This is a genomic window from Burkholderia sp. BCC1985 (assembly GCF_905339915.1).
Classification (GTDB): domain Bacteria; phylum Pseudomonadota; class Gammaproteobacteria; order Burkholderiales; family Burkholderiaceae; genus Burkholderia.
The window spans coordinates 160,174-186,222 of record NZ_CAJPGY010000004.1 but is presented as its reverse complement, the minus strand read 5'-3'; the positions used below and the strand labels follow the sequence as shown (position 1 = coordinate 186,222).

Annotated in this window: 28 protein-coding genes; 14 read left to right on the top strand and 14 right to left on the bottom strand. The window is 69.4% G+C overall.

The genetic code is table 11. The features are described from left to right. Positions 1-42 precede the first annotated feature (42 nt). Positions 43-228, top strand: a complete 186-nt coding sequence (locus U4Z31_RS05725) for a DUF2964 family protein (protein ID WP_044846572.1) — start codon at positions 43-45, stop codon at positions 226-228. Between the two features lie 169 nt (positions 229-397). After that, complete coding sequence (locus tag U4Z31_RS05720) at positions 398-1,801, top strand: MBL fold metallo-hydrolase (RefSeq protein WP_321797221.1); 1,404 nt, start codon at positions 398-400, stop codon at positions 1,799-1,801. A gap of 72 nt (positions 1,802-1,873) precedes the next feature. Here the strand turns inward: U4Z31_RS05720 and U4Z31_RS05715 are convergent, their stop codons facing one another. From U4Z31_RS05715 to U4Z31_RS05695, 5 genes are read right to left on the bottom strand one after another with little or no spacing between them, the layout of a single operon-like run. Next, positions 1,874-2,914: a zinc-dependent alcohol dehydrogenase family protein gene (locus U4Z31_RS05715; protein ID WP_321809694.1), complete on the bottom strand. Its 1,041-nt coding sequence runs from the start codon at positions 2,912-2,914 to the stop codon at positions 1,874-1,876. Beyond that, the gene (locus tag U4Z31_RS05710; protein WP_321797630.1) at positions 2,911-3,942 is read right to left on the bottom strand and encodes a bifunctional enoyl-CoA hydratase/phosphate acetyltransferase; all 1,032 of its coding nucleotides are present in this window, start codon (positions 3,940-3,942) and stop codon (positions 2,911-2,913) included. The genes U4Z31_RS05715 and U4Z31_RS05710 overlap by 4 nt, the downstream gene beginning before the upstream one ends. A 2-nt stretch (positions 3,943-3,944) precedes the next feature. After that, positions 3,945-5,774, bottom strand: coding sequence for a PHA/PHB synthase family protein (locus U4Z31_RS05705; protein WP_321809693.1), 1,830 nt, complete (start codon positions 5,772-5,774; stop codon positions 3,945-3,947). After that, on the bottom strand, positions 5,771-6,517 hold the full coding sequence (locus tag U4Z31_RS05700) for a beta-ketoacyl-ACP reductase (RefSeq protein WP_321809692.1): 747 nt from the start codon (positions 6,515-6,517) through the stop codon (positions 5,771-5,773). The genes U4Z31_RS05705 and U4Z31_RS05700 overlap by 4 nt, the downstream gene beginning before the upstream one ends. Beyond that, positions 6,507-7,037 (bottom strand): hypothetical protein, encoded by a 531-nt coding sequence (locus U4Z31_RS05695; protein ID WP_321797227.1) that lies wholly within the window; start codon positions 7,035-7,037, stop codon positions 6,507-6,509. Before U4Z31_RS05695 ends, U4Z31_RS05700 begins: the two co-directional genes overlap by 11 nt. Positions 7,038-7,227: 190 nt before the next feature. Between U4Z31_RS05695 and U4Z31_RS05690 the strand changes: the two genes are divergently transcribed. The 4 genes from U4Z31_RS05690 to U4Z31_RS05675 all read left to right on the top strand — a co-directional run bounded on the left by U4Z31_RS05690 (position 7,228) and on the right by U4Z31_RS05675 (position 10,684). Then, positions 7,228-8,067: a universal stress protein gene (locus tag U4Z31_RS05690; RefSeq protein ID WP_321809691.1), complete on the top strand. Its 840-nt coding sequence runs from the start codon at positions 7,228-7,230 to the stop codon at positions 8,065-8,067. 8 nt (positions 8,068-8,075) lie between these two features. Next, positions 8,076-9,278, top strand: a complete 1,203-nt coding sequence (locus U4Z31_RS05685) for an acetate/propionate family kinase (RefSeq protein ID WP_257772269.1) — start codon at positions 8,076-8,078, stop codon at positions 9,276-9,278. A gap of 69 nt (positions 9,279-9,347) precedes the next feature. Further along, entirely contained in the window at positions 9,348-9,851 is a 504-nt protein-coding gene (locus U4Z31_RS05680; protein WP_124485885.1) for a universal stress protein, read from the top strand. Then, the gene (locus tag U4Z31_RS05675) at positions 9,848-10,684 is read left to right on the top strand and encodes a universal stress protein (protein ID WP_321809690.1); all 837 of its coding nucleotides are present in this window, start codon (positions 9,848-9,850) and stop codon (positions 10,682-10,684) included. The genes U4Z31_RS05680 and U4Z31_RS05675 overlap by 4 nt, the downstream gene beginning before the upstream one ends. 52 nt (positions 10,685-10,736) lie before the next feature. Here U4Z31_RS05675 and U4Z31_RS05670 read toward each other — a convergent pair whose 3' ends face one another. After that, on the bottom strand, positions 10,737-11,186 hold the full coding sequence (locus tag U4Z31_RS05670) for a universal stress protein (RefSeq protein WP_321809689.1): 450 nt from the start codon (positions 11,184-11,186) through the stop codon (positions 10,737-10,739). A 250-nt stretch (positions 11,187-11,436) separates the two neighbouring features. On the opposite strand from U4Z31_RS05670, the gene U4Z31_RS05665 reads away from it, so the two are divergent. The 3 genes from U4Z31_RS05665 to fnr all read left to right on the top strand — a co-directional run bounded on the left by U4Z31_RS05665 (position 11,437) and on the right by fnr (position 15,218). Further along, positions 11,437-13,425, top strand: coding sequence for a PAS domain S-box protein (locus U4Z31_RS05665; RefSeq protein WP_321809688.1), 1,989 nt, complete (start codon positions 11,437-11,439; stop codon positions 13,423-13,425). Next, the gene (locus tag U4Z31_RS05660; RefSeq protein WP_044846529.1) at positions 13,422-14,069 is read left to right on the top strand and encodes a response regulator transcription factor; all 648 of its coding nucleotides are present in this window, start codon (positions 13,422-13,424) and stop codon (positions 14,067-14,069) included. Before U4Z31_RS05665 ends, U4Z31_RS05660 begins: the two co-directional genes overlap by 4 nt. A gap of 375 nt (positions 14,070-14,444) precedes the next feature. Then, complete coding sequence (gene fnr / locus U4Z31_RS05655; RefSeq protein ID WP_044846528.1) at positions 14,445-15,218, top strand: fumarate/nitrate reduction transcriptional regulator Fnr; 774 nt, start codon at positions 14,445-14,447, stop codon at positions 15,216-15,218. A 25-nt stretch (positions 15,219-15,243) separates the two neighbouring features. On the opposite strand, the gene U4Z31_RS05650 is transcribed toward fnr, so the two are convergent. Beyond that, entirely contained in the window at positions 15,244-16,233 is a 990-nt protein-coding gene (locus U4Z31_RS05650; protein ID WP_321809687.1) for a zinc-dependent alcohol dehydrogenase family protein, read from the bottom strand. Positions 16,234-16,406: 173 nt separating this feature from the next. On the opposite strand from U4Z31_RS05650, the gene U4Z31_RS05645 reads away from it, so the two are divergent. The 4 genes from U4Z31_RS05645 (at position 16,407) to U4Z31_RS05630 (ending at position 19,194) form a co-directional block, all read left to right on the top strand. Beyond that, on the top strand, positions 16,407-17,414 hold the full coding sequence (locus U4Z31_RS05645; RefSeq protein WP_321809686.1) for an Acg family FMN-binding oxidoreductase: 1,008 nt from the start codon (positions 16,407-16,409) through the stop codon (positions 17,412-17,414). A 19-nt stretch (positions 17,415-17,433) separates the two neighbouring features. Next, on the top strand, positions 17,434-17,769 hold the full coding sequence (locus U4Z31_RS05640) for a c-type cytochrome (protein ID WP_321809685.1): 336 nt from the start codon (positions 17,434-17,436) through the stop codon (positions 17,767-17,769). A gap of 22 nt (positions 17,770-17,791) precedes the next feature. Further along, on the top strand, positions 17,792-18,820 hold the full coding sequence (locus tag U4Z31_RS05635; RefSeq protein ID WP_321809684.1) for an LOG family protein: 1,029 nt from the start codon (positions 17,792-17,794) through the stop codon (positions 18,818-18,820). Between the two features lie 140 nt (positions 18,821-18,960). Beyond that, positions 18,961-19,194, top strand: coding sequence for a hypothetical protein (locus U4Z31_RS05630; RefSeq protein ID WP_124485878.1), 234 nt, complete (start codon positions 18,961-18,963; stop codon positions 19,192-19,194). A 121-nt stretch (positions 19,195-19,315) separates the two neighbouring features. Here the strand turns inward: U4Z31_RS05630 and U4Z31_RS05625 are convergent, their stop codons facing one another. The 6 genes from U4Z31_RS05625 to U4Z31_RS05600 all read right to left on the bottom strand — a co-directional run bounded on the left by U4Z31_RS05625 (position 19,316) and on the right by U4Z31_RS05600 (position 22,535). After that, positions 19,316-19,555, bottom strand: coding sequence for a hypothetical protein (locus U4Z31_RS05625; RefSeq protein WP_321809683.1), 240 nt, complete (start codon positions 19,553-19,555; stop codon positions 19,316-19,318). A gap of 48 nt (positions 19,556-19,603) precedes the next feature. After that, a complete protein-coding gene (locus U4Z31_RS05620) occupies positions 19,604-20,254 on the bottom strand; it encodes a BON domain-containing protein (protein WP_044846525.1) in 651 nt (216 codons plus the stop codon). A gap of 198 nt (positions 20,255-20,452) precedes the next feature. After that, entirely contained in the window at positions 20,453-20,887 is a 435-nt protein-coding gene (locus U4Z31_RS05615; RefSeq protein ID WP_044846524.1) for an Hsp20/alpha crystallin family protein, read from the bottom strand. A gap of 177 nt (positions 20,888-21,064) precedes the next feature. Then, the gene (locus U4Z31_RS05610; protein ID WP_044846571.1) at positions 21,065-21,340 is read right to left on the bottom strand and encodes a DUF1488 domain-containing protein; all 276 of its coding nucleotides are present in this window, start codon (positions 21,338-21,340) and stop codon (positions 21,065-21,067) included. A gap of 40 nt (positions 21,341-21,380) precedes the next feature. Beyond that, entirely contained in the window at positions 21,381-21,854 is a 474-nt protein-coding gene (locus U4Z31_RS05605) for a universal stress protein (protein WP_124485876.1), read from the bottom strand. Positions 21,855-22,094: 240 nt separating this feature from the next. After that, positions 22,095-22,535 (bottom strand): hypothetical protein, encoded by a 441-nt coding sequence (locus tag U4Z31_RS05600; RefSeq protein ID WP_044846522.1) that lies wholly within the window; start codon positions 22,533-22,535, stop codon positions 22,095-22,097. A gap of 331 nt (positions 22,536-22,866) precedes the next feature. On the opposite strand from U4Z31_RS05600, the gene U4Z31_RS05595 reads away from it, so the two are divergent. After that, complete coding sequence (locus U4Z31_RS05595; RefSeq protein WP_415750268.1) at positions 22,867-24,465, top strand: AAA family ATPase; 1,599 nt, start codon at positions 22,867-22,869, stop codon at positions 24,463-24,465. Positions 24,466-24,690: 225 nt separating this feature from the next. On the opposite strand, the gene U4Z31_RS05590 is transcribed toward U4Z31_RS05595, so the two are convergent. Then, positions 24,691-25,950: a nitrate/sulfonate/bicarbonate ABC transporter ATP-binding protein gene (locus U4Z31_RS05590; RefSeq protein WP_185715738.1), complete on the bottom strand. Its 1,260-nt coding sequence runs from the start codon at positions 25,948-25,950 to the stop codon at positions 24,691-24,693. Positions 25,951-26,049 lie beyond the last annotated feature (99 nt).

Here is a 26,049-nt window from a genome sequence, read left to right as displayed (position 1 = left end):
ACGGCAACGCCGTCCACGGCGGCCGCTTCCCGGGAGAACGTCATGATGGGCCTGCGATACCGAAACGCGTTCGCGACGCTCTGCGTATTCATCGCGCTCGCGTCGCTGCTGGGCGTCGTGCATGCGATGCTGATCGACGAGCGGGTCGTGCCGTACGCGATCGTTGCGCTGGTGTCGGGCATCGTGGCGTTCGTCGCGCAGCTGGATCCGGCGCCGCCCGGGCGCTAGCGGCACCGCCCGGACGCATTGCATTCGGGGCATCGTAAGCGGCATCTTACGCGTCGCGTTCAAGCCGTTCGTCATCGGAATCCCGCCATTCGTGATTTCGGTCAACTGCCGCGCGCGCGTTCGGGATGTAATCGACTTACTGTTCCGTCGACTCCCGGGGAGGCAACCCATGAAACTGACTTTTCTCGGTGCGACCGAAACCGTGACCGGCTCGAAATATCTGCTCGAGCACGGCGGCCGGCGCGTCCTGGTCGATTGCGGCCTGTTCCAGGGGACCAAGAACCTGCGGCTGCGCAACTGGCGCGCGCTGCCATTCGCGCCGGACACGCTGGACGCGGTCGTGCTCACGCACGCGCATCTCGATCACACCGGCTATCTCCCGGTGCTGGCGCGCGAAGGCTATCGCGGGCCGGTGTACTGCACGGCGGCCACGGCCGAACTCTGCGACATCATGCTGCGCGACAGCGCGCGGCTGCAGGAGGAGGAAGCCGACTTCGCGAACCGGCACGGTTATTCGAAGCATCATCCCGCGCAACCGCTCTACACGCTGGACGACGCGCAGCGCGCGCTGCGCCTGCTGCAACCCGTCGCCTTCGACGAATGCACCGCGCTGGGCGGCAGCCTGTCGTTCCGCCTGCTGCCGGCCGGGCACATCCTCGGCGCGGCGAGCGTCGTGATGCACTGGGACCACAAGGTGCTCGCGTTCTCCGGCGATCTCGGCCGGTATCACGACCCGATCATGCAACCGCCGCGCCCGCCCGCGCATGCCGACTACCTGGTGGTCGAATCGACGTACGGCGACCGGCTGCATCCGGCGTCGGATCCCGAAAACGAACTGGCCGGGATGTTCGACAAGACCTTCGCGCGCGGCGGGGTCGTTGTGATGCCCTGCTTCACCGTCGGCCGCGCGCAGGAGATCCTGCACTACATCGCGCGGCTGAAGGCGGCCGGCCGCATGGCGCGCGTCCCGGTGTTCGTCGACAGCCCGATGGCGACGGACGTGACCGAAATCTATCGCCACCATATCCTCGAACACCGACTGACGGCCTCCGAAGCGAATGCGCTCGGCCACGCGGCCACGATGATCCGCTCGGTCGAGCAGTCCAAGGCGATCGCCGAACACCACGGCCCGATGGTCATCATCGCCGGCAGCGGGATGGCGACCGGCGGGCGCGTGCTGCATCACCTGAGCCGCCATGCGCCCGATGCGCGCAACACGATCGCGCTGGTCGGCTACCAGGCCGCCGGCACGCGCGGCGCGGCGCTCGCCGCGCACGAGCCGACGCTGAAGATTCACGGCGAGTACGTGCGCGTGCGCGCGCAGGTCGAGTCGATCACGACGCTGTCGGCCCATGCCGACTACGAAGAGATCCTGAAGTGGCTCGGCACGATGCAGGGCGCGCCCGTGCGGACCTTCGTCACGCACGGCGAACCCGCTGCCGCGGATGCGATGCGCCGGCGCATCTCGGAGCGCCTGCATTGGCCGTGCGAGGTGCCGACCTACGAGCAGTGCGTCGATCTGGACGCGATTGAATCAAACAACACGCAGGAACCCACCGCGCTGTCGTCCTGACTGCCGGCGCAACGCCGGCCGCGCGTGACGGGCGGCGGAAGCACCCGGTTTCCGCCACGCGCGGCCCGGCACTCAGCCGACTTCGATGATGACCTTCAGCGCGTGGGTCTGCGCGGCGCGCCCGAACGTGTCGTACGCGCTTTCCACTTCGTCGAGCGAGAACCGGTGCGTGATCAGGCGCGCCGGATCGAGGCGCCCGGCGCCTACCGTCTTCAGCAGCATCGGCGTGCTGACCGTGTCGACGAGCCGCGTCGTGATCGAGATGTTGCGATCCCACAGCTTCTCGAGGTGCAGATCGGCCTTGACGCCGTGCACGCCGACGTTCGCGACGACCCCGCCAGGCGCCACGAGCGCCGTGCACATCTCGAACGTCGCCGGAATGCCGACCGCTTCGATCGCGCAATCCACGCCCACGCCGTCGGTCAGCTTCATCACTTCCGCAACCGGGTCGCCGCCGTGGCCGTCGATGCAGTCGGTCGCGCCGAAGCGCCGCGCGACCTCGAGCCGGTTGCCGTCCGGGTCGATCATGATGATCCGCGCGGGCGAATAGAACTGCGCGGTCAGCAACGCCGCCAGCCCGATCGGCCCCGCGCCGACGATCGCGACGGAGCAGCCCGGCTGCACCTTGCCGTTCAGCACGCCGCATTCGAATCCGGTCGGCAGGATGTCGGACAGCATCACGAGCGCGTCCTCGTCCGCGCCGGCCGGGATCCGGTACAGGCTGGTCGGCGCATGCGGGATGCGCACGAACTCGGCCTGCGTGCCGTCGATCCGGTTGCCGAGGATCCAGCCGCCGGTCGTGCAATGCGAATACAGTCCGCGGCGGCAGTACTCGCAGCGGCCGCACGACGAGATGCACGAAATCAGCACGTGGTCGCCCGGCTTCAGCGAATCGACCGCCGCGCCGACCTGCTCGACGATGCCCACGCCTTCATGGCCGAGAACGCGGCCCGGCTCGCACGTCGGCACGTCGCCCTTGAGGATGTGCAGATCGGTGCCGCAGATCGTCGTGCGCGTCACGCGGACGATCGCGTCGGTGGGCGACTGCAGTTCCGGTTTGGGCCGCCGTTCGAGCGCCTTGCGCCCGGGGCCGTGGTACACGAGTGCTTTCATCGCAATTCCTCCATCGAAAGGGGGGCCTGTTCAGGCATCGGCGCGGCGTCATGCCGGACCTGTGCCAGCAACACCGCGAGCGCGCAGGACGCGACCCGGACGGCGACGCCGTCGGCGCGACTCGTCAGCACGATCGGCACGCGCGCGCCCACGACGACGCCCGCGTTCGCGGCACCGCCCAGGTATTCGAGCTGTTTCGCGAGCATGTTGCCCGCTTCGATATCGGGCACGACGAGGATGTCGGCACGGCCGGCAACCGGCGAGTCGATCCCCTTCTCGCGCGCGGCCCGTTGCGATATCGCGTTGTCGAACGCGAGCGGGCCGTCGACGACCGCCCCCGTGATCTGCCCGCGCTCGGCCATCTTCGCGAGGGCCGCCGCGTCGAGCGTCGAACGCATCGCCGGATTGACGGTCTCGACCGCGCACAGCACCGCGACGCGCGGGCGCGCGACGCCCAGCGCATGCGCGACGTCGATCGCGTTCTGCGTGATGGCCGCCTTCTGCGCGAGGTCCGGTGCGATGTTCACCGCGGCATCGGTCAGGATGAACGGCCGCGGATACGCCGGCGCCTCGATCAGGAAGCAGTGAGACATGCGCTTGTCCGTGCGCAGGCCCGATTCCGCGGCGACGACGGCCCCCATCAGCTCGTCCGTGTGCAGGCTGCCCTTCATCAGCGCGCCGGCGCGGCCCGACGCCGCGAGTGCCACCGCGCGGGCCGCCGCCGCGTGGCTGTGGGGAACGTCCTCGATCGTCCATTTCGCGAGATCGACGCCCGCTTCGCTCGCCGCGCGCAACACCTTCGCGCGCGGCGCGACGATCAGCGGTTCGATCGATGCGCCCAGCGGCGACGCGTTGAGCGCGGCAAGCGCGACGAGGCTGGCCGTGTCGCACGGGTGCACGACGGCCACCGTCAGCGGCGGCGCATGGCGCGCACGCGCGATCAGGGCGGGCAGTTCGCCGTCCGCGCGCGGCAACAGGCCGGGCAGGCACGCGCCGGCGGACGGATCCGGATGCAGGTTCAGGTTCATGTTCAGGTCTCCAGCACGTAGCTGCCGGGCGCCGCGCCGAAGCCGGCGGCCGGCACGCGTGCGGGCACCTCGCCCGACGAATGCGCGTGCAGCCAGTCGTGCCAGCACGTCCACCACGATCCGTCGAGCGCGGGCGTTTCGCTCACGAAGTCGCGCCGGTTGCGGTAAGGCGCGCCGGGCTCGCGCGTCGCGCAGCGATAGTGGCGTCCCGGATGGCCGGGTTCGGACACGATCCCGGCATTGTGGCCGCCGGAGGTCAGCACGAACGTCAGCGCGTGGTGCGTGAGCAGATGGAGCTTGTAGACGGAACGCCAGGGCGACACGTGATCGCGCTCGGTCCCGACCACGAACGTCGGCACGTCGATATCCGACAGCGCGACCGGCCGCCCGTCGACGCAGTAGCGGCCGGCCGCGAGATCGTTGTCGAGAAAGAGGCGCGTCAGGTATTCGGTATGCATCCGGTACGGCATGCGCGTGGTGTCCTCGTTCCACGACATCAGGTCGTTCGGCTTCGTGCGCGTGCCGAGCAGGTATTCGCTCATCATGCGCGACCAGATCAGGTCGCGCGCGTTCAGCAGCTGGAACGCGGCGGACATCTGCGCGCCGTCCAGGTAGCCCTGCCGCCACATCAGCGCATCGAGCGCGGACAGTTCGCTCGCGTCGATGAAGAGGCCGAGTTCGCCGGGTTCGCTGAAATCGGTCTGGGCCGCGAGCAACGTGACGGAGCGCAACGCCTCGTGTTGGCGGCCGTCGCGCGCGAGCGCCGCCGCGCCGATCGCCAGCAGCGTGCCGCCGAGGCAGTAGCCGACCGCGTGGACCGCTTCGCCGCAGATCGAGCGGGCGGCGTCGAGCGCCGCCATGCACCCGTCGCGCAGATAATCGTCGAGCCCGAGCTCGCGCGCTTCCGCACCCGGATTGCGCCACGACACGGCAAACACCGTGTAGCCGGCATCGACCAGGAAGCGGATCAGCGAATCGCGCGGCTGCAGGTCGAGGATGTAGTACTTCATGATCCACGACGGCACGATCAGGATCGGCTCGCGCGCCACACCGGCCGTCGTCGGGTCGTATTGCAGCAGCTCGCACAACGCGTTGCGCCAGACGACGCGGCCCGGCGTGATCGCCACGTCGCGCCCCGGCAGATAGGCGCGCGTATCGCGGGCCCGCGTGCCGTGCGTGCGCTCGAGCAGCGCGTGCGCGTCTTCCAGCCAGTGCCGCCAGCCTGCCGCGAGATTCGCGCCGCCGCTGCGCATCGTCGCGTCGAGCACGACCGGGTTGGTCGCGAGGAAATTGCCCGGCGAGCACGCGTCGAGCCACTGTCGCGCGACGAATCCGACCAGTTCCTCGTGATGCCGTTCGACGCCCGGCACGCCGCGCGTCGCGTCGCGCCACCAGCGCTGGATCGACAGGAAGCCGTCGCGGTACGCGCGAAACGGCCATCCGGACCACGCGGGCGCGGCGAAGCGCGCATCGGCCTGCCCGGCGTGCACGGCCAGGCCGCCCGCGCCGGCATCGTCGGCCTCGCCCTCGCCTTCGCCTTCCGGGTTGGCCGCGGGTGCCACGGCAGCCAGCCACGCCTGCGTCGCAAGCTCGAAGCATTTCCCCGGCGACACGGCCAGATGCGCGCCCCAGTCGAGCGTGGCCAGAGCGAGCGACACGGGCGACAGCCCGAAGGTCATCGCGGCCACGTTCGCATGCGCGGCGCGGTTCCATTGTTCGGCGGGCGACAGCCGGACCGGCGTGCATCCGGCCGAACTCGACGCCGGTGCGTTCGTAGCCGTTGGCCGCATCGACTCGTGCTCGATCGGCATGCGCATGACGGATGCGTTCATCGCATGTGCATGCCGCCGTTGACATCGAATTCCGCGCCGGTCGCGAACGCCCCCGCGTCGGAACACAGGAACGCGACGAGCTCGGCGATCTCGCCGGGATTGCCGAGGCGGCCGACCGGAATCTGCGGCAGGATCTTCGTGTCGAGCACGTCCTTCGGCACGGTTTCGAGCATCGCGGTCGCCAGATAGCCGGGGGCCACCGTGTTGACCGTCACGCCGTGGCGCGCGAGCTCGAGCGCCAGCGCCTTCGTGAAGCCATGGATGCCGGCCTTCGCGGCCGCGTAGTTCGCCTGCCCGTATGCGCCGCGCGAACCGTTCACCGAGCCGATGTTCACGATCCGCCCGAAGCCCGCCTCGATCATGCCCGGCACGAACGGCTTCGTCATGTTGAACATGCCGTCGAGGTTGGTGCGCAGCACCGCGTCCCACATGCTCTTGGTCATCTTCACGAAGGTGGCGTCCTGCGTGACGCCGGCGTTGTTGACGAGCACGTCGACGCGCCCGAACTCGGCCAGCACGCGTGCCGCGCAGTGCTGGCACGAATCGTAGTCGGCGACGTCGACCTCGAACGCGTGGAACGTCCGGCCCGCCTCGCGTTCGTGCGTGAGCCACGTCGCGACGTGGTCGTTGCGCTCCGTATGCGACACCGCCACCGTCATGCCTGCATCGTGCAGGCGACGGCTGATCGCGGCGCCGAGGCTCCCCATGCCGCCCGTGACGAACGCGACCCGGTCAGCGCACATGGTCGTTCTCCTGCGCGCCGGTCGTGCCGTTCAGGCGGCGGGCGGCAACTGGCGCCCCGTCGCTCGCGTCCTCGATCCCGCGCTCCAGCGCCGTCATCCAGTCGGCCCACGGCATGCTGGCTTCGTTGACCACGGCCAGTCGCCCCAGGTCGGGCAGCCAGTCGGTCTGATAACGCGACATCGCGCCCGCGCCGTATTCGCGCAACCAGGTGCGCCATGCGCCGGCGTTCTCGTATTGCGCACGCATGCACAGCTCGGCGGCATCCTGCCAGATCGCGACGCTCGCGATCGCGTAGTCGCGCATCACCTGCCGGGTCGCCTCGCCGAAGGCCGGCCACTCGTTCGTGTCAGCCAGCGCCTGCTGCAGGTGGCGAACCGCGGCGCGGTCCCGCTCGATGCGCCGCCCTGCCAGCGCATGCCATTCATGCTGCCAGTCGCTATTCAGCGCGACCATGCGCAGCGCGAGATCGCAGCCCGCGCGGCAAGCGTCGTTCGGTGTCGTCAAAGCGTACGTACTCATCGGCGTCCCTCGTTCGATCCGGTCAATGGGTTGGCATCGCGCCTCGTGCCGCCTGCCCGGGATCGGCATCGCGACCGCTTCACTGTGCGGGCATCGCGCAGGGGAGCCGTTGATCTGAGTCAAGTACGCGGAAACCCTGCTCCGTAGACTGGATTGCACTGGCGGTTCCCCCGTCGATGGAGCGATTCCGATGAGCTACAAGAGCATGCTCGTGCACCTCGATACGAGCGCCCGCGCGCATTCGCGCCTCGAGTTCGCATTGCGCCTCGCGCGGCGCTTCGGTGCGCACCTGACCGGCCTGTTCGCGGTCTACACGCCGGAACCGCATTCGTTCTACGTAATGGCCGGGTCCGCCGATTACTTCCGTGAGCGCCGCGAACAGCGCGACGAGCGGCTCGCCGCGCTGGAACGCCTGTTCCACGCCGAGACGGCCCGCGCGAAAGTGCCGGCCGCGTGGGTGCGAGCCGACGAGCGCGCGAACCTGGCCGTGCCGCGCGCCGCACGCCTGGCCGACCTCGTGATCGCGGGCCAGAGCGACCCGAACGATCCCGAGACCTACATCGACGACCAGTTTCCGGAGAACCTCGTGTTGTCCGCCGGCCGCCCGGTGCTGTTCGTGCCGTGCGCGGGCGAATTCCCGTCGGTCGGCGAACGGGTGTTCATCGCGTGGGACGGCAGCCGGGAAGCGGCCCGCGCCGCGCACGACGCGCTGCCCTTTCTCGAACACGCGAAGCGCACGACGGTCGCGGCCGTGGTCGACGGCGCTTCGGAAGCGGCGGCCACGCGCATTCCGGCCGCCGATGCCGCGCTGATGCTGGCGCGCCACGCACGCGACGTGAACGTGCTCGACATCGATGCCGGTGCCGGCCCCGCGGTCGGCGATACGTTGCTGTCGCGCGCGTATGAAACGGGTTCCGACCTCCTCGTGATGGGCGCCTACGGCCATCCGCGCTGGCGCGAGCTGGTGATGGGCGGCGCCACCCGCACGGTGCTGGCGTCGATGACGCTGCCGGTCCTGATGTCGCACTGAGCCGGCCGATGCGTACGCTCGCCCTGCTCGTCGTCAATGCCGGTTCGTCGAGCGTGAAGTTCGCGCTCTTTGCCTGCCCGCCGCACGGCGACCCCGCGCGGCGGCCGCTGCACGAGGGCGAAGCGGTCGCGGCCGGCAACAGCGTGTCGATCCGCTTCGACGCCGAGCCGGACGGTTCGCTGCCGCTCGGCACGGCGGACGATCCCTACCGCGCCGTGCTCGCGCGGATCGCGGCGTGGATCCGCGTGAAGTTGCCGCACGTCACGCTGGGCGCGATCGCGCATCGCGTCGTGCACGGCGGCGCACGCTACGTGGAGCCGACGGTCGTCGACGACGACGTGCTGGACGCGCTGCGCACGCTGACGCCGCTCGCGCCGCTGCATCAGCCGCACAGCCTCGATGCGATCGACGTGCTGCGCGACGCGTTTCCGGACGTCCCGCAGATCGCCGTGTTCGACACGGCGTTTCATCGCACGCTGCCGCGCGTCGAGCAGCTGCTGCCGCTGCCGCATGCGTGGTTCGACCAGGGCGTGCGCCGCTACGGATTCCATGGGCTGTCGTACGAATACCTGTCCGTCGCGCTCGACGAGTCGTTCGGCGCCCGTGCGCACGGCCGCGTGATCGCCGCCCATCTCGGCAGCGGCGCGAGCCTGTGCGCGCTGCGCGACTGCCGCAGCGTCGCGACGACCATGGGCTTCTCCGCGCTCGACGGATTGATGATGAGCACCCGCTGCGGAACGCTCGATCCCGGTGTCGTCCTGCACCTGCTCGAGGCCGGCAAGCTGTCCGGCGACGAGCTGGGACACATGCTGTATCACGAATCGGGGCTCAAGGGCGTGTCGGGCGCGTCGGGCGACCCGCGCGTGCTGCTCGCGCGCGAGGCGGCCGGGGACGAAGCCGCCCGCGATGCGCTGGCGCTGTACGTCCATCGCATCGTGCGCGAGACGGGTGCGCTGACCGCGCTGCTCGGCGGCCTCGACATGCTGGTCTTCACGGCCGGCATCGGCGAACACTCGGCGGTGTTGCGCGAGCGGATCTGCGCGTCGCTCGGCTGGCTCGGCATCGCGCTCGACGCGCGCGCGAATGCCGATCATGCGCACGTCGTGTCGTGCGCGTCGAGTGCGGTCGCGGTGGTCGTCGAGCCGACCAACGAGGCGTGGGTCGCGGCGCGCGCCGCGGTGCGCGTGCTGCGCGCCAATCGCGACGCTTGATCCAGATCAGCGCGAGCGGCGCATACGCGCCGATGATGGTTCCATCGGCATCCGTTGAAGGGAAACGTCATGTACTCGAACATTCTGGTCGCGCTCGACGGCAGCGATACGTCGTCCCGCGCACTCGACGCCGCGCTGAACCTCGCGGCGGAAACGGGTGCGCGGCTGACCCCGGTCTACGTCGTCGACTTCCTGGTGCCGGCCTACGACACGTACGGATACGATCCGTCGATCCTGATCGATGCATTCCGCGAGGAAGGACTGCGCGTCACGGATGACGCGGCACGCCGCATGAAAGCGCGCGACGTGGCCGGCACGCCGCAGATCTCCAACGTCGCGCCGGCCGGCGAAGACGTTGCGCACCGGATCGTCGGTCTCGCAGGCGAGATCGGCGCCGACCTGGTCGTGATCGGCACGCATGGCCGGCGCGGTTTCCGGCGCATGTTCCTCGGCAGCGTCGCCGAGCGCGTGCTGCGTCAGGCCACGTGCCCGGTCCTGACGATACCGGCGAGCTGCGCCGGGCAGGCGCCCGCCGAAACCACCGCGGCATCAACCGAAAAGGAGCCGTCATGAGCTACAAGACCCTGCTCGTCCATCTCGACGACAGCGAGCGCTGTGCGACGCGCGTCGACCTCGCGCTCCAGCTCGCGCGACGCTGGAACGCCCATCTGATCGGCCTCTACGTGGTCTGCCAGGACCTCCTCGAGCCGCTGCGGCGGCCGGACGAACCGCTGAAGCTGGCCGTCTACGAACGCCTGTGCGAACAGCGGCGCAAGGAGGCCGAGGAGCGATTCCTCGCGGCCGCCGAGCGCGCGGGGCACAACCAAGTCGAGTGGCAAGCGCCGGCCGGCGAGGCGACCGCCGCCGCGGTCCTGCACGCGCGCCATGCCGATCTGCTGGTGCTCGGCCAGGAAGACCCCGACGACCGGCTGACCTACGTCGCACGTCATTTCGTCGAGGATGTCGTAATGGGCAGCGGACGCCCGGCGCTCGTCGTGCCCTACGCGGGCGACGTGCGCACGCTCGGCGAGAACGTGCTGATCGGCTGGGACGGCGGGCGCGAAGCCGCCCGCGCGCTGGCCGACGCGCTGCCGCTGCTCGCCCGCGCGCGCTTCGTCAACGTCGAGACGGTCACCCGCGGGCAACCCGATCCGGACAAGACGCCGGCGGGCGTCGACGTCGCCGCGTATCTCGAACGGCACGGCATTCGCGCGTCGTTCTCGACCACGCCGCGCGAACGGCCGGTGAGCGTGGGCGCGACGCTGCTGAACCGGGTGACCGACCTGCATGCGGATCTGCTGGTGATGGGCCTGTACAGCCATGCGCGCATGCATGAACGCGTGCTGGGCGGCGCGACGCGCACGATCCTCGAAACGATGACGGTGCCGGTCCTGCTGTCTCACTGAACGAACGAAAACGGGGCAGCCGCGCGCGGCTGCCCTCGTCCCGTCACGACCGTCACAACATGCCGGCACACGCGCCCGGCCCCTCCCGTACGACCAGCACCGGCCGGTCCGCGATGCGCACCAGCGATTCGGCGACGCTGCCGACGAACATGCGCCGGAAACCGCGCCGCCCATGCGTGCCCATCACGATCAGGTCCGCGTCGCATTCGGCGGCGGCACGCGCCAGCACGTCCGATACGTTCTCTCCGCGCGCGTCGATCGTGTGCGCGATGCCGCGTACGCCGGACAGCCGGAACGCCGTTTCCGCGTCCGAGACCGCGACCGCGGCCTCGTTCGTGTCCAGCCCGGCCAGGTCGCGCTGGTCGGCCAGCCGCGGCGCATCCGACACCACGCACCTGGCGATGACCAGACCGCCCGACTCGCGGGCGAGCGAGATCGCCTCGTCGAGCGCGAGGCGCGCGCCACGGCTGGCGTCGAGCGCCGCAAAGATCCTTTGGTACATGACGCCTCCCAGTTGTCGTCAGGGGTCGACCGGTTCGTGAAGCCAGTCTGATCCTCGCAGGCGACGCTCCGTTGACGCGGGTCAAACACGCGCGGCGCCGCCCCCTTGCGCATCGGTCCCGATTGGCGAACGTCGGCAAAACGCGCACAATTCCGTGCGATATCGCAGTTGCGTCCCACTCCGCCTTTCGTGCCCCGCGTCCGGCCCGCCGCCAGCCAGCCGTCGACGAAATCCGCCAGGATGAACGGCAATGACAGTGAATGCGCCTTCCCTCCAGGCCGGACCGGCTTCGCACCGGATTCGGCCCGCCCGATATGCAGCCGCGGCCGCGCTGCTGACGCTGGCGCTTGGCCTGGCTGCAACGTTCGCGGCATCCCGCGTACTGCAGAACGGGGCGCAGCACGCCGCCCAGGCGAGGTTCGCGCAAACCGCGACACTCGCGACGGCCGACCTCCGGCGCAGCCTCCTCGGTGCGGCTGCCGTATTGCGCGGCGCGCGCGGCTTCGCGTCGACCCTGCCCGCGCCGCAATCCGGAGCGGCGTGGCGCCGCTATCTCGCGAGCCTGAATCTGGACGAATTGCAGTCGCCGGTCCGCAGCCTCGGAAGAATCGAGCCGAGCGCGGCGGAAGACGATCAGGCGACGCGGCAGGCGCTGCAGCGCGCGGCGGAAACCGGCAAGGTCGCGCTCGCCACGAACGCGATCCAGGACGCCACCGATGCCGCGCTCGCGCGGACGGAGCTGACGCTGTACCTGCCGATTTATGCGAACGCTGAAGACCTCGCTTCGTCCGGGACGCGGCACGCCACGGCGACCGGATACGTTTATGCCGCGCTGAATCCGGCTCGTCTCGTCGATTCATCCGTACTCGATCGGCTGCGCGTGGAAATCATGGCCGACAATCCGGCCGCGCCGGTGTATGCGGGCGGCTTCGGCGCCGGCGACTCGAGCGCCGCCGGCGACATGTTCCGGCGAACCGATTCCGTCACGTTCGGCGGCACGCCGCTCGCGCTGCGCTACAGCGCGCCGCGCGCCGACACGTCCGGTCCGACGACGGCCGTCCTGCTGGCCGGCACTGTGCTCTCGCTGACGCTGGCCGCGCTCGTGCGGCAGGTCGTCGCGAAACGCGCGCCGGCCCCCGCCGGCGACAGCCAACCCACCGAGGCGCGGATGATGGGCATCATCCGGTCGTCGATGGAGGCCGTCATCACCGTCGACGAGCGTCAGACGATCGTGATCTTCAACCCGGCCGCCGAACACGTGTTCGGCGTCAGCGCGATGGAGGCGATCGGCGCGCCGCTGTCCCGCTTCATCCCCGAGCGCTTTCGCGCCGCGCATGCGCGACACGTCGAGCAGTTCGGCGTGACGGGCGTGTCGGAGCGCCAGATGGGGCGGCAACGCGTGCTGTTCGGCTTGCGCGCCGACGGCACCGAGTTTCCGATCGAGGCGTCGATCTCGCAGATTCGCGACGGCACCGGCAAGCTGTACACGGTCATGCTGCGCGACGTGACCGAGCGGGTGCGTGCGGAAAATGCGCTCAAGCGGTCGCGCGAGGAACTGCGCGAGCTGTCCGCCAACCTGCAGAACGTGCGGGAGGAAGAGAAAACGCGGATCGCGCGCGAACTGCACGACGACCTCGGCCAGCAACTCACCGCGCTCAAGATGGATCTGTCGGCCGTCGAGCTGGGGCTCGCGGGCATCGTCGCTCCCAATACCGGCGTGCGCGAGCAACTGAACGGCATGCACCGCCTGATCGATTCGACCGTTGCGTCGGTCCGGCGCATCGCGGCCGATCTGCGGCCGGTGATGCTCGACGACCTGGGTCTCGTTCCGGCGATCGAATGGCTTGCAAACGATTTCACGCGCCGCTACCGGATCACGGTCGAGCGGGACATCGCCCCCGTCGATACCGCGTTCACCGGCGCCGGTGCGACGACGCTGTTCCGCATCGTGCAGGAGGCGCTGACCAACGTCGCGCGGCACTCGGACGCGACGAACGTGAAACTGGCATTGAAAGTGGAAGACGGTTATTGCATGCTGCGCATCGCGGACAACGGTCACGGCGCGCCGGAGCCCGCCCGCAACGGGCAGGACCGCCCGTCGTTCGGCCTGATCGGGATCCGCGAGCGCGCGCACATGCTCGACGGGACGGTGACGATCGACAACCGGCCGGGCGCGGGTTTCACGATCACCGTGGCGTTGCCGCTGCACGCCATCCAGCAAGGAGAAGTGCCTTCATGATCAGGGTACTCATTGCCGACGACCACGCGCTCGTCAGGGACGGCCTGCGGCACATCCTGCAGAGCGCGAGCGGTTTCGAGGTCGTCGGGGAAGCGCAGGACAGCGCGTCGACGATCGCGCTCATGCGCGGCACCGATGCCGACGTGCTGGTGCTCGACCTGTCGATGCCCGGCCGCAACGGCGTCGAACTCATCAAGCAGATCAAGGACGAGAAGCCGGGATTGCATGTCCTCGTGCTGACGATGCATGCCGAGCAGCAGTACGCGGTGCGGGCATTCCGCGCGGGCGCCTCGGGCTACATGACCAAGGAAAGCGCCAGCGCCGAACTGGTTGCCGCTTTGACCAAGATCGCGGCCGGCGGCGTCTACGTCAGCCTGACCATGGCCGAGCAGTTCGCGCAGAGCCTGAACGAGCCGACCGATCTCCTGCCGCACCAGCGCCTGTCCGACCGCGAGTTCGACGTGTTCCGGCGCGTCACCACCGGCGAGTCGATTTCCGAAATCGCGCAGGCGCTGTGCGTCAGCGTCAAGACCGTCAGCACGTACAAGACGCGGATCCTCGAGAAGATGCAGATGCCGAACGACACGGCACTCGTACGCTACGCGATGCGCCACAAGCTGTTCGAGGACCCGGACGAGCTCTGACGGCGGCATCGTTGACGGCGGCCGGGCCGGCGCCGCGCCCTTCATCGGCGTCCGGCACCCGCCCGCGACGCTCGCGACAAGTTGCCGCACCCCTGTAGGAAACGTCCTACAAGACTTCCGTCTCACCTACCGCAACTTCAATTCCGGCTGATTTTCTTGACGCCGCGCAACATCCATACTGGCATCAGTAAAAACGAGCAAACGTGCCTCCCGGAGCAACGGCCGCATCATCGTCGAGACCGGCGTATCGGTCTCCCGGCGCGTCCGGCGGGGCTTTTCCGAGAGGAAGGCGGCAGAGACCAAAGCCGCCGGTACAACGGCCAGCACGACCCCGCCCGACGGCGGGCCGCCGCTGTCCCCGAACTGGAGCCGATCATGCAGAGCAGTGCCGAAGCCACGACGACCATGCCGATGCGCCCGTTCATCCCGCTGCATCGCGTCGAAGCGGCGGATCAACCCAAGCGCGCCGCGTCCCGCTGTTCGACGTGCGCATTGCGTACCGTCTGCATGCCGTCCGATCTGTCGCCCGACGATTTCGCGCGCGTCGACGCGATGATCTGCACGACGCGCCACGTCAAGCGCGGTGAAACGCTGTTTCGCGCGGGCGATGCGTTCAACAGCATCTACGCAGTGAGAACCGGGTCGTTCAAGACGATCGTGATGCATCGCGACGGCGACGAGCAGATCACCGGCTTCCAGATCGTCGGCGAGTCGCTCGGGCTCGACGGCGTGTACACCGGGCACCACAACGGCGACGCGATCGCGCTCGAGGACAGCACGGTCTGCATCATCCCGTTCGGCCAGCTCGAGCAGATGTGCCGCGAAGTGCGCCCGATGCAGCACCACGTGTACCAGATGATGGGCGGCGAGATCGTGCGCGAATCCTCGCAGATGCTGCTGCTCGGCACGATGAGCGCCGAACAGCGGGTGGCCGCGTTCCTGCTGAATCTGTCCGCGCGCTTCAAGGCACGCGGCTACTCGGCCGCGGAATTCGTGCTGCGGATGACGCGCGACGAGATCGGCGAATATCTCGGCATGAAGCTCGAAACCGTCAGCCGCATGCTGTCGAAGTTCCAGCACAAGGGGCTCGTCGCGGCGCAAGGCAAGCAGATCCGGATCGTCGATTCGGAAGGCCTGCAGCAGATCTGAGCGCGCCGCGGCGCCGTCGAGCCGATCAACCGCGCATGCCCAGCACGGCGGCGCCCGATACGCGGCCGCCGCGCAGGTCGTCGAGTGCGCGGTTCGCGTCGGTCAGCGCATAGCGCACCGCCTCGACCCGCAGCGGCATCGCGGCCGCGATCCGCATGAATTCGACCGCATCCGCGCGTGTCAGGTTGGCCACCGACGCGATGCGGCGCTCGCCCCACAGCCACGCATACGGAAAGCCCGGGATGTCGCTCATGTGAATGCCGCCGCACACGACGATCCCGCCCTTGTCGAGCGCGCGCAGCGCGGCCGGCACCAGCGCCCCCACCGGCGCGAAGATCAGCGCGGCATCGAGCGGCTCCGGCGGCGCTTCGTCGCTGCCGCCGGCCCACGCCGCACCCAGCGACAGCGCGAGCTGCTGCGCGGCCGTGTCGCCGGGCTTCGTCAGCGCGAACACCTCGCGTCCTTCGCAATGCGCGACCTGCGCGACGAGATGGGCCGCCGCACCGAAGCCGTAGATGCCGATGCGGCGCGCGTCGCCCGCCATCCGCAGGGTGCGATAACCGATCAGGCCCGCGCACAGCAGCGGCGCGGCTTCCAGATCGGAGTAGCGCTGCGGCAGATGCACGCAATAGCGATGGTCGGCGAGCGCGCACTCGGCGTAGCCGCCGTCGATCGTATAGCCGGTGAATCCGGGGGTGTCGCACAGATTCTCGCGGCCGGACGTGCAATACGCGCAATGCCCGCACGTCGAGCCCAGCCACGGCACGCCGACCCGGTCGCCGACGGCGAAGCCCGTCGCGCCTTCGCCCAGCCTGCGCACCGTCCCGACGATTTCGTGACCCGGAATCAACGGCAGCTTCGGGTGCGCGAGCTCGCCGTCGACGACGTGCAGATCGGTCCGGCAGACGCCGCACGCGTGGACGTCGATCAGCAGCTGGCCCGCCGCGGGCGACGGCTCCGGCACGCGCGCTTCGCGCAAATGCGGCGTCGTGCCGTCAAACATCATCGCAAGCATGCTCGCCTCCCTGCGCGACCGGTTTCGCGCGCTTCGCCATCCAAGGCTAGTCGCTCCGCCCCGCGTGCGTTCGGCGCGATGACCGGCGCTTGACGTGGGTCAACGGCCGCCGGACGGTTGCTGACACGATGAAGTGGCACGACGCCGCCCGCGCGGCGACCTGGAGATGATCGATGATATCCGTTCCCCCGCTTGCCGCAAGCGCCCATCCCGACCAGCAGCTGAGGGAGCTGCTGGGCTACGCGGTGCTGGCGCCGTCCAGCCACAATTCCCAGCCGTGGCGCTTCCTGGTCAACGGCGCCACGATATCGGTCTGCGCGGACCGCGTGCGCGCGTTGCCGGTGGTCGATCCGTTCGATCGCGAGTTGATCATCAGCTGCGGCGCGGCGTTGCTCAACCTGCGGGTCGCGCTCAATCACGCCGGGCTCGCCCATACGATCGGCACGTTTCCTTCCGAAGTCGATCCCGATCTGCTGGCGCTCGTCCGCGTCTGCGACGACGGCTATTCCGATGCGTCCCTCGGCGCGCTGTTCGATGCGATTGCCGAGCGCGTCACGACGCGCGCGCCGTTCGAATCGACGGCCGTGCCGCACGAGATCCAGCAGGCGCTGATTGCTGCCGGCGTCGCGGAAGGCGCCGACGTCGCGTGCGTCGACGCGCTCGCGCACCGTGCGCGCGTGGCCGAACTGGTTGCCGAGGCCGACCGTCAGCAGTTCGCGGACCCGCGCTTCCGGCGCGAGCTGGCGAGCTGGATCGATCCGCGCCGGCACGCCGACGGCATGCCGGCATTCGCGGCCGGCGTGCCGGCGCTGCTGGATTTCGCCGCGCCCGTCGTGACGATGGCGGTACGGACCTTCGATCTCGGCGACGGGCTGGCCGCGCTGCATCACCAGCTCGTCGGCGCGTCGCCGCTGATCGTGTGCATCGCGACCGTGCGCGACGATCGCGAAGCGTGGCTCGCCGCCGGGCAGGCGCTCGAGCGGATCCTGCTCGTCGCGACGCGCGCCGGCTATACCGCGTCGTACCTGAACCAGCCGATCGAGACGGCCGGGTTGCGCGCCCACCTGCGCCACATGCTCGGGCTGCGCGGCGAGCCGCAGTTGCTGCTGCGCGTCGGGCGCGGCCCGCATACGCCGCATTCGCCGCGTCGCCCGCTCGACGAAGTGATCTCCTTCACCTGATCTCGACGAGGAACCGAACATGAACATCGTGCGTTGCTCCGCCCTCTGCGCGCTCGCCGCGCTCGCCGGCACGGCCGCCGCGCAGACGACCGTGCCCGAGCCGACCGAACTCGTCAATGCGCAGCACTGCATGTTCTGCCATACGCCCGACAAGACGTTCCTCGGGCCGTCGTTTCACGAGATCGCCGAGCGCTACCGCGGCGATCCGCACGCCGCCGCGCAGCTGGAACGCAAGCTGCGCGTCGGCGGCCGTGCGCACTGGGGCGACACGCCGATGCCGTCCGCCATCGATCGCGGCGGCCCGCTGTCTCGCGACGACGCGCATCGGCTCGTGCAATGGGTGTTGAGCCAGTGACCGTCGCGCGGCGCTTCCGTTCATGTCGACCCTCGTCAAACGCGCGCCCGCCGGCATGACACGCGGCCACGCACGCCGCCGCCCCGCCCCCGCCGCGACGATCGCCAAGATGCGCGGCAAACGGCCCCGCGCGAGGCCCGATGCCGTCGTCGGCGAGACCGCCATCCCGCGCATCCCGCGCCGCGCGCGGCGCGTCGCCCCATCCCCGAACCGCGCCCCGGCCGAAGCAGACGCGACCCTTCTGCGGGGTTCCGGCATGCGCGGCATCCGGCTGCAATTCGATTACTGGAAAGCCGAGGAGCGCCTGCAGAACGAACGGATCGGCCATGCGGTCGTGATCTACGGCAGCACGCGCATCGTCGCGCCGTCGGTCGCGAAGGCGCGGCTGGACGACGCGAATCGCCTGCTCGCGGAGCGTCCGTACGACGCGAGCCGGCGGCGCGCCGTCACGATCGCCAGCCGGCTCGTCGAATACAGCGTGTATTACCGCGTCGCGCGCGCGTTCGGGCGCATCGTCGCCCATGCCGACCGGTGCACGCGCACCGCGCGGCTCGCGATCGTCACCGGCGGCGGCCCCGGCATCATGGAGGCCGCCAACCGCGGGGCGTACGAGCGCGGCGCGCCGAGCATCGGCTTCAATATCGAGCTGCCGCGTGAACAGGCGCCCAATCCGTACATCACGCGGGCGCTCTGCTTCCGGTTCCACTATTTCGCGATCCGCAAGCTGCACCTGCTCGAGCGCGCGAAAGCGGCCGTCTTCTTCCCCGGCGGCTACGGCACGTTCGACGAGCTGTTCGAAGTGCTGACCCTGCTGCAGACGCGCAAGATCGCGCCGCTGCCGGTCGTCCTCGTCGGCGAGGCGTACTGGCGCCGCGCGGTCGACCTGGCGTTTCTCGCGGACGAAGGGATGATCGACCGCCGCGACCTGGAACTGTTCACGTATTGCGAATCCGCCGAGGCGATCTGGGACGCGATAGGCAGCTGGTATGCGCGGCGTCGCGAACGCGCCCCGGCACGCTGCAACGGGTCTTCGAAGCCACGCGCCGTGTAGGAATCCGCCGACGAAACGGGTGCGATTCCTACCTCGACTTCGGGGCACGCTGATTGAATCGGGAGCGCGCGGCAACGATACTGAAATCACGGATACCGGCCGACCGGCACGCCGATCGCACAACAACCAGGAGAAGCGTCATGTCACACGCCGACTATCGTTCCGATTCGGGGATGCGGGCCGCCGCATCCGACACGGCCGACACGGCCGCGCTCGACACGCTGGCACTCGTCGCGCTCGCCCGGGACGCCGGCATGCTGGTGACACTCGACGGGCAGATCGGGCGCGAGCGCTACGAAAGCGTGACGGGATCGATCGCCACACTGGCCCGCTTCGCCCAGGCGCTGCAGCTTTCCGCGCTCAAGGTGGAGTGATACGCGACGGCGTGGTGTGGCGCCTCGGCATCTGTCGCCGGTGCGACACCCGCGTCGCCGCGCGGCTTCGCGCAGCGCGCGACGGGACCGACGCCTGCGTCGCCCCGCCCCGCTCACCGGTTCAGGTCGTGAAGGTGTTCGACTTGCGCATCTCGATCCACGTCATCCCGGCTCGCAGCGCGTCGATCGCGGCTTCGCGCTCGGTCGCATGCGTCCTGCAGTGCGCGAACGTCCGCTCGCACGTGCCGTCCGGCGATTCGAGCGTGACGTGGATCCGGCAGCGGAAGGCGCCCGTTTCGGCCGCGACCGTCTCGATCGCGACCGACCAGTCCGTTTCGTGAAGTTCGCCTGAAAGCGTCATTCGACCGCCCTCCCGGATCGCCGCGAACCGCTCCTGCGCCTGCCGGACTTACTCGACCACCAGGTCGTCGATCACGGCACGCACGCCGCGCGCGGACCACGCGGCACCCCGCACGGCCTTGCGCTCGGAGAACGAGCCGACCTTGCCGGACAGCCGCACGGTGCCGTCGTGCACGTCGATCGCGATGTGCCTCGCCTCGCGCTCCGCATGGCGCATGATCGCGCGCTTGATGTTGCCGCCGATGTCGGCCGAACCGACCGTCCCCTGTACCGCGATGTGGTCGGTCACGCCCGTCACGCTGCGCATCTGCGAGATCGCGCGCACGGCCAGGTGGCTCTGGTACGCCCAGTCGACCTTGCCGGACAACGTGATCCAGCCGCGTTCGACCTGCACCTTGACCGCGTCGTCATGCAGCCCGACCGTCCAGTGCAGCACCGAACGCACCGCTTTCGCGATGTCCTCGTCGGTGCGCACGTCGTCGTCCGGCAGATGCACGGTCATGTCGACGACGAGCGCCTTGACGCCGGCCACGCGGTTCGCCGCGCGCTCGATTGCCAGCTTCTCCGCGTAGCTCGGCGGGTGCCCGGAAAGCGTCACGATCCGGTCGGCCACCTCGACGCCGATGCGGGTCGAATCGATCGCCGGGTCGGACTCCAGTTCGTCCTGGACATCCTCTTTCAACTGCTTGTCGGTTTTCATCGTCTGCTCTCCTGTGAGCCCGCGGCGTGCCTGTTGGCCGCACGCAGCCAGCGTTGCACACGCGCGGCTTTCGATCGCTGATGCAGGTCAACGGATGCCGCACGTCGTAGCGCGGCGAAGCGGCGCGCGGATCGCTCCGCGCGTCGGCTCCTGCCGATGGGCGACGCGTGCCTGCCTCGCCCGCTGCCCGTCGTCCGATCAGCTGATCGTGAGTTTCTTCTGCCCGACCGGCGCCTTCTTCGGCAGCGTCAGCGACAGCACGCCATCCTGATACGTCGCCGTCGCGCTCGCATCGTCGATGTCGCCGGACAGCGAGAACGAGCGGCTGATCGCACCGCTGTAGCGCTCGCGCCGGATCACGCGCTCGCCTTCCTTCTGCTCGTTGTTGCGCTCGATCTTCGCGTGGATCGATACGGTATTGCCCGTCACCTGGACGTCGATATCGTCCTTGGCGACGCCGGGCAGCTCCGCATTGACGGTATACGCCTTGTCGTTTTCGGTGACGTCGATCTTCATCGATGCAAGATCGGGCTGGTCTGCCAGCGCCATGCCGCGCAGCGGCCTGAACAGCCCCTGGAACAGGTCGGATACGGGTTCGATCGAAAACGGATCGTAACGCGTCATGTTGCTCATGATTCGTACTCCTCATATGGTGACATGCGGCCGGTGCGCTCGTCCCGACAGCAGCGGCCGCAATGAAGATCGGAGGGCGCGACACCCCATGTCGCGCATGGGACGATTGATCCTTGGAAGTCCAGCGTACCTGCGCGCCCCGGCGCGCGCTTGACGCGCGTCAAGGGCGGCGGCCAGTTACGTACAGAAGCGGAAATAGCCGCTGTGAAGCAGGACCGGCCGGCCGCCGATTTCCTCGAGCAGGCAGCGTGCCGCCCGTTCGATGGCGGGACGATGGCGCGCAAACGCGTCGACGAGATCCTGCTCGCGAGGCGACGCCGCGCGGAAGTGATCTTCCAGCGCGGCCGCAGTGATCGAACAGCGTACGCGCCGGCCTTCCACGAGCGCCGGAAAGCTCAACGCCGGGTCGAATCCGCAATACGTCGGCTGTTCGGAAGGAAACGATATCTGCATGATGATCACCTGGGGAGGTACGCGCTGGCCGACGGCGACACTAGGCCGCCGCGACCGTCGCGGGCGCGGCATCCTCACCGCGCACGAGCAGGACCGGGCAACTCGATGCGCGCAGGAAACGTTCGGCGACGCTGCCGAGCACCAGCCGCCGGACCCCGCGCCGACCGTGCGTGCCGACCACGGCCAGATCGATCGAACGATCGACGACGTAGCGCTGCAGGCGCGCCGCGACGTCCTGGCCGAAATCGGTCTCGATGAGGTCCGTCTCGCCGTTGACTGCCGCGCGCGAGATCGTCCGGTCGGCGTCTCGCAGGATCGCGGCGCCGTGGCGCCGGATTTCGTCGAGCAAGGCTTCCGGCTCCATCCGGCCGCCGTAGGCGAACAGCGTGGACTTGTCGACGACGAACACGGCAAACAGGCGGGCGCCGCACAGCCTGGCCATCCTGAGACCTTCGTCGAGCGCGCGATGCGCCGAAGGACTACCGTCCGTGGCAACCATGATATTCGTGTACATGCGAACCTCGCTGATGAACGGACGCGCCGGCGGTGCTCGGCTTCGCTTCCATCATCGGCGCTCGCCGCGGGCAGGCGTTGACCAAGGTCAACGGTCGGGAGCCGCCGCGAAACCGGCACGCGTGGCGACTCGCGCTCGTCGCGGCATGCGGGCCGAAGCGGTCGGCGGTCGGCCGTTGGCCGGCGTCCGGCCGACCGGGAGGCGAGGCGCCGCATTGCCGAAGACCGACGGCATCCGCCGCTAGCCCGGCGGGTTCTCGTCCGACCGAAAGCCTTGCTCGATTTCAAGGATCTTCCTGGCGCACGCGTCGTATTGCCATCCCGGGCCGCCGTTGCTGTCATACATGCCCTTGCACATCGCCTTGAGCCGGATCACCGAGCCGCCGCCACCCGATTCCGCGCGCGACGCCCAGAGATAGACTTCTCCGGCCACATACGGTTGCGCCGTCTCGATCCGGTCCGCACTGAATCGCGTGATTCGGGTCGACGAATGATCCTGGACGTAGCGCCGCGTGCGGCTCCACGCACGGTCGCACTCGGACGGCGTCGAACACTGCAGCGAGGTGGCCTGACGCATCTCGAGCAGTCGTGTTTCCATCGTCCTGAAGGTCCCGGTTCGCTCCGCCCCGGCACATGCGCCCAGCGCGAGCAGCACAGCCATCGCCAACGCCCGTCGTTTCATCGTCTATGCCTCGTCCGGCCGTGAATTCCGCATACGGTCACGCGCCGCTTTGCGCGGGCGCTCGAACCGACTGTATTGCCGCCCCGGGGAATGCGGTTGACCTGCGTCAAGCGTCTGCTCGCGCATCTGTCGGGCGTCCGGCTTGACCGGCATCAAGCCGCGATACGCCGTGGTCGGCTGCAATAGGGTTCGTCGCGTCGGCAATTCCGGGCCTGCCGGCCGGATCCGGCGACATCGGGCGAACGAGAACGCGCATACTCGTTCCGTATCCAACCCGCCGGGCGCGGCGCGGCAACGCGTACGCGCGCCCCGTATAACCGATCCGTTCATCATGTCCCGAGCGCCGCATGTCCCGTTCGCGCCGAGCCGCGGAAACGCACGACGAAAGTCGAGACAATTCGATCGCGCGTTGCGCCGGCCAGATACCTATCCCCATCCCGCCGGCCGGATCGAGCGGATCGAAACCCATCTGTCCGTCGTTTATCTGGCCGGGCGCTACGCGTACAAGCGCATCAAGCCGGTGCGCTTCGACTTCGTGGATCTCGTGCAGCCGGCGCGGCGGCGCCGCTGCGCGCTCGCGGAGTGCACGCTCAACCGCCCGTTCGCCGGCCCGCTGTACCTGGGTGTCTGGCCGCTCGTCACGCATGGCCGGCGGTGCGCGTTCGGTGCACCGGTGCCGACCGGCGGGCGCCGGCAGCGGACGGCGCCGGGCGAGTACGTGGTGCGCATGCGCCGGTTCGACGCGCACGCGATGCTGTCGGCTCGCAGCGCATCGCACGACGACGGTCTCGCGGACGCGGACACCCTCGCCGATACGCTGGCCCGCCATCATCTGCGCGCGTCGCGCCGTGTGCCGCGCGGCCATCCCGGCAGCGCGGCGAGTGTCGCGGCCCAGTGCCGGCCCTTGCTCGACACGCTCGACGTCGCGGTGCCGGACGAAGCCGTGCTGCACGCCTGGTACGAAGCCGAACTGACCCGCATCGCACCGCGGCTCGCCGATCGGCATGCGCTCGGTTTCGTGCGCGCATGTCACGGGGACCTGCATCTCGAGAACATCGTGCGCTGGCGGAACCGGATCCTGATGTTCGACTGCGTCGAATTCGACGACGCGCTGCGCTGGATCGACGTGGCGAGCGATCTCGCGTTCGCGCTGATGGATTTCTCCGCTCACGGACGCGAGGATTGCGCCCACCGCCTCCTTTCCGGCTGGCTGGCGCGTACGGGCGACCATGCTGCACTCGGCGTGCTGCCGTGCTACTTCGTCTACCGTGCGCTGGTGCGCGCGCTGACCGCCCGGCTGCGCGGCGACGCAGGGGCACGCGCCCGCTATCTGCGCATTGCGTCGGCAATGGCCGACGCACGACGCGATGCGCAGCCGGCGTTGCTCCTGTGTCACGGGGTTTCCGGTTCGGGCAAGTCGCTGGCGAGCCGTGCGCTGGCCGAGCGGCTCGGCGCCATCCGCCTGTCCAGCGACGTCGAGCGCAAGCGCCTGGCCGGGGCATCGGCCGGCACCCGCCTGCCCGCCGTTGCCTATTCGGATACGGCGGTCGACGAGATCTACGACCGACTGCTTTCGGAGGCTCGCGTGGTCATCGACAGCGGCTACACGGCGATCGTCGATGCGACGTTCCTGCGCCGGCGCAACCGGGCGGCGTTCATCGCGCTCGCCGCACGGCTCGGCGTGCGCGTCGCGATGCTCGACTTCACCGCGAGCCGGGCAACGCTCGCCGCGCGCGTCGCTGCCCGGGCGGCACGCGGACGCGATGCCTCCGATGCCGATGCCGCCGTGCTGGCCCGGCAGATCGAGCATGCCGATCCGCTGACCGAAGCCGAAGCAGCGATCGCGATTCGTTTCGACACCGATTGCGATGCCGCGGCGTATGAAAGCGGCGCGTTCTGGGCGCCGTTGCTCGCCGCGCTGCACGCGTAGGCACGCGGCGCGAATCCCTGCGGCACGCGGCCCGGCTCGTGCGCCGGGCGGAGTATTCCGAAAGCCAGTTCATGGTCGGTCCTCCCATGAACGGACATCGACGCCGAGGTGCGGAGCTTGCCTGCCGGATCGACGCGGTCGCGTCGACGGTTCGTCCAGCGTCGCACGCCCCGCGCGCGACGCCTGATGCCGCCCAAGCACGCGACCGACCCGCGGCCCGAGCGGTCAGCGGCCGAACGTGCGGGTATGGTCGTCGTAGTCGAACAGTCCCGCGTAGCGGCCCCAGTCGATCACGACCCTCAGCGCCTGGTCGGCGCTGCGCGGATCGAGATGATCCTCCAGTTCGAGCTCGAAACGCTCGCGCGGCGCGCGATGCCCCTCGCGTTCGCCCAGCACTTCGTCGATATGCCCGGCGAGCGGCACGAACCGGACGACATGCTCGCGAAACAGACGCCGCCGGGCGTTGTCGTCGCTTTGCGCGAACACGTGACCCGCGGCACTCAGCCGGATGCTCCGGTCGTGCCATTCGGCAAACGCGAGCAGATGGAGCGCGGCCGCCGTCGAATACAACGCGTCAACCCGGAGCGCGAGCGCCGATGCGATCGTGCCGAGCTCGGCATGCCCCTCGTACGGCGCGGCAGCGAGCGTGTCGACGAATCCGGCGAGATGATGGCTCGACACGTCGGGCAGCTTCATGGCCAGCGCGCTGCCCGCCGCTTCCCGGCCTGCCGTCGCGTCGGTGATGCGTGCCGTCAGCGTCGCATAGATCTTGCCGGCGATCGCCTGAACGGCCGGATCGTGCCGACTGCGCGGACGCGGCAGCGGCACGTTCAGCGTTGCCTCGATGCGCGCCGGACCGGCGCCGAGCACCAGGATGCGATCGCACATGAGCACGGCTTCCTCGATGTTGTGCGTCACCATCAGCACCGACCGGGTCGACAGCTGGTGCGCGTCCCACAGGTCGAGAAAATCCGTGCGCAGCGTTTCCGCGGTCAGCACGTCGAGCGCCGAGAACGGTTCGTCCATCAACATCAGCGCGGGCTCGCTGACGAGCGCGCGGGCGAAACCGACCCGCTGGCGCATGCCGCCCGACAGTTCGCGGGGAAACGCCGATTCGAACCCGTCGAGCCCGATCAGCTCGATCGCGGCGGCCGCGCGTGCGCGCGCGTCGCCCGGCGCGAGGCCCAGCGCGTCGAGGCCGAGCTCGACGTTTTCGATGACGGTCAGCCACGGGTACAGCGCAAAGGTCTGGAACACCACCGCGATGCCGTCGGTCGGACCGGCGAGCGGCGCACCGCGATACGCGACCGTGCCGGACGAGGGCTTGACGAGCCCGCCGGCGATCCTCAGCAGCGTGGACTTGCCCGAGCCGGAGCGGCCCAGCAGCCCCAGGATCTCGCCTTCGTGCAGCGCGAGATCGATATCGGCCAGCACGTGCAGCGGTTCGCCGGACGGCTTCGTGAACGATTTGCATACGGCCCGCATCTCCAGCACGACCGCCGCCGGGTCCGGAGGCGACGCAGCCGCGCCGGCGACGTTCCCTTCCGTGTATTCGCTGAGGTTCGGCACACGGATCTCCCGTGA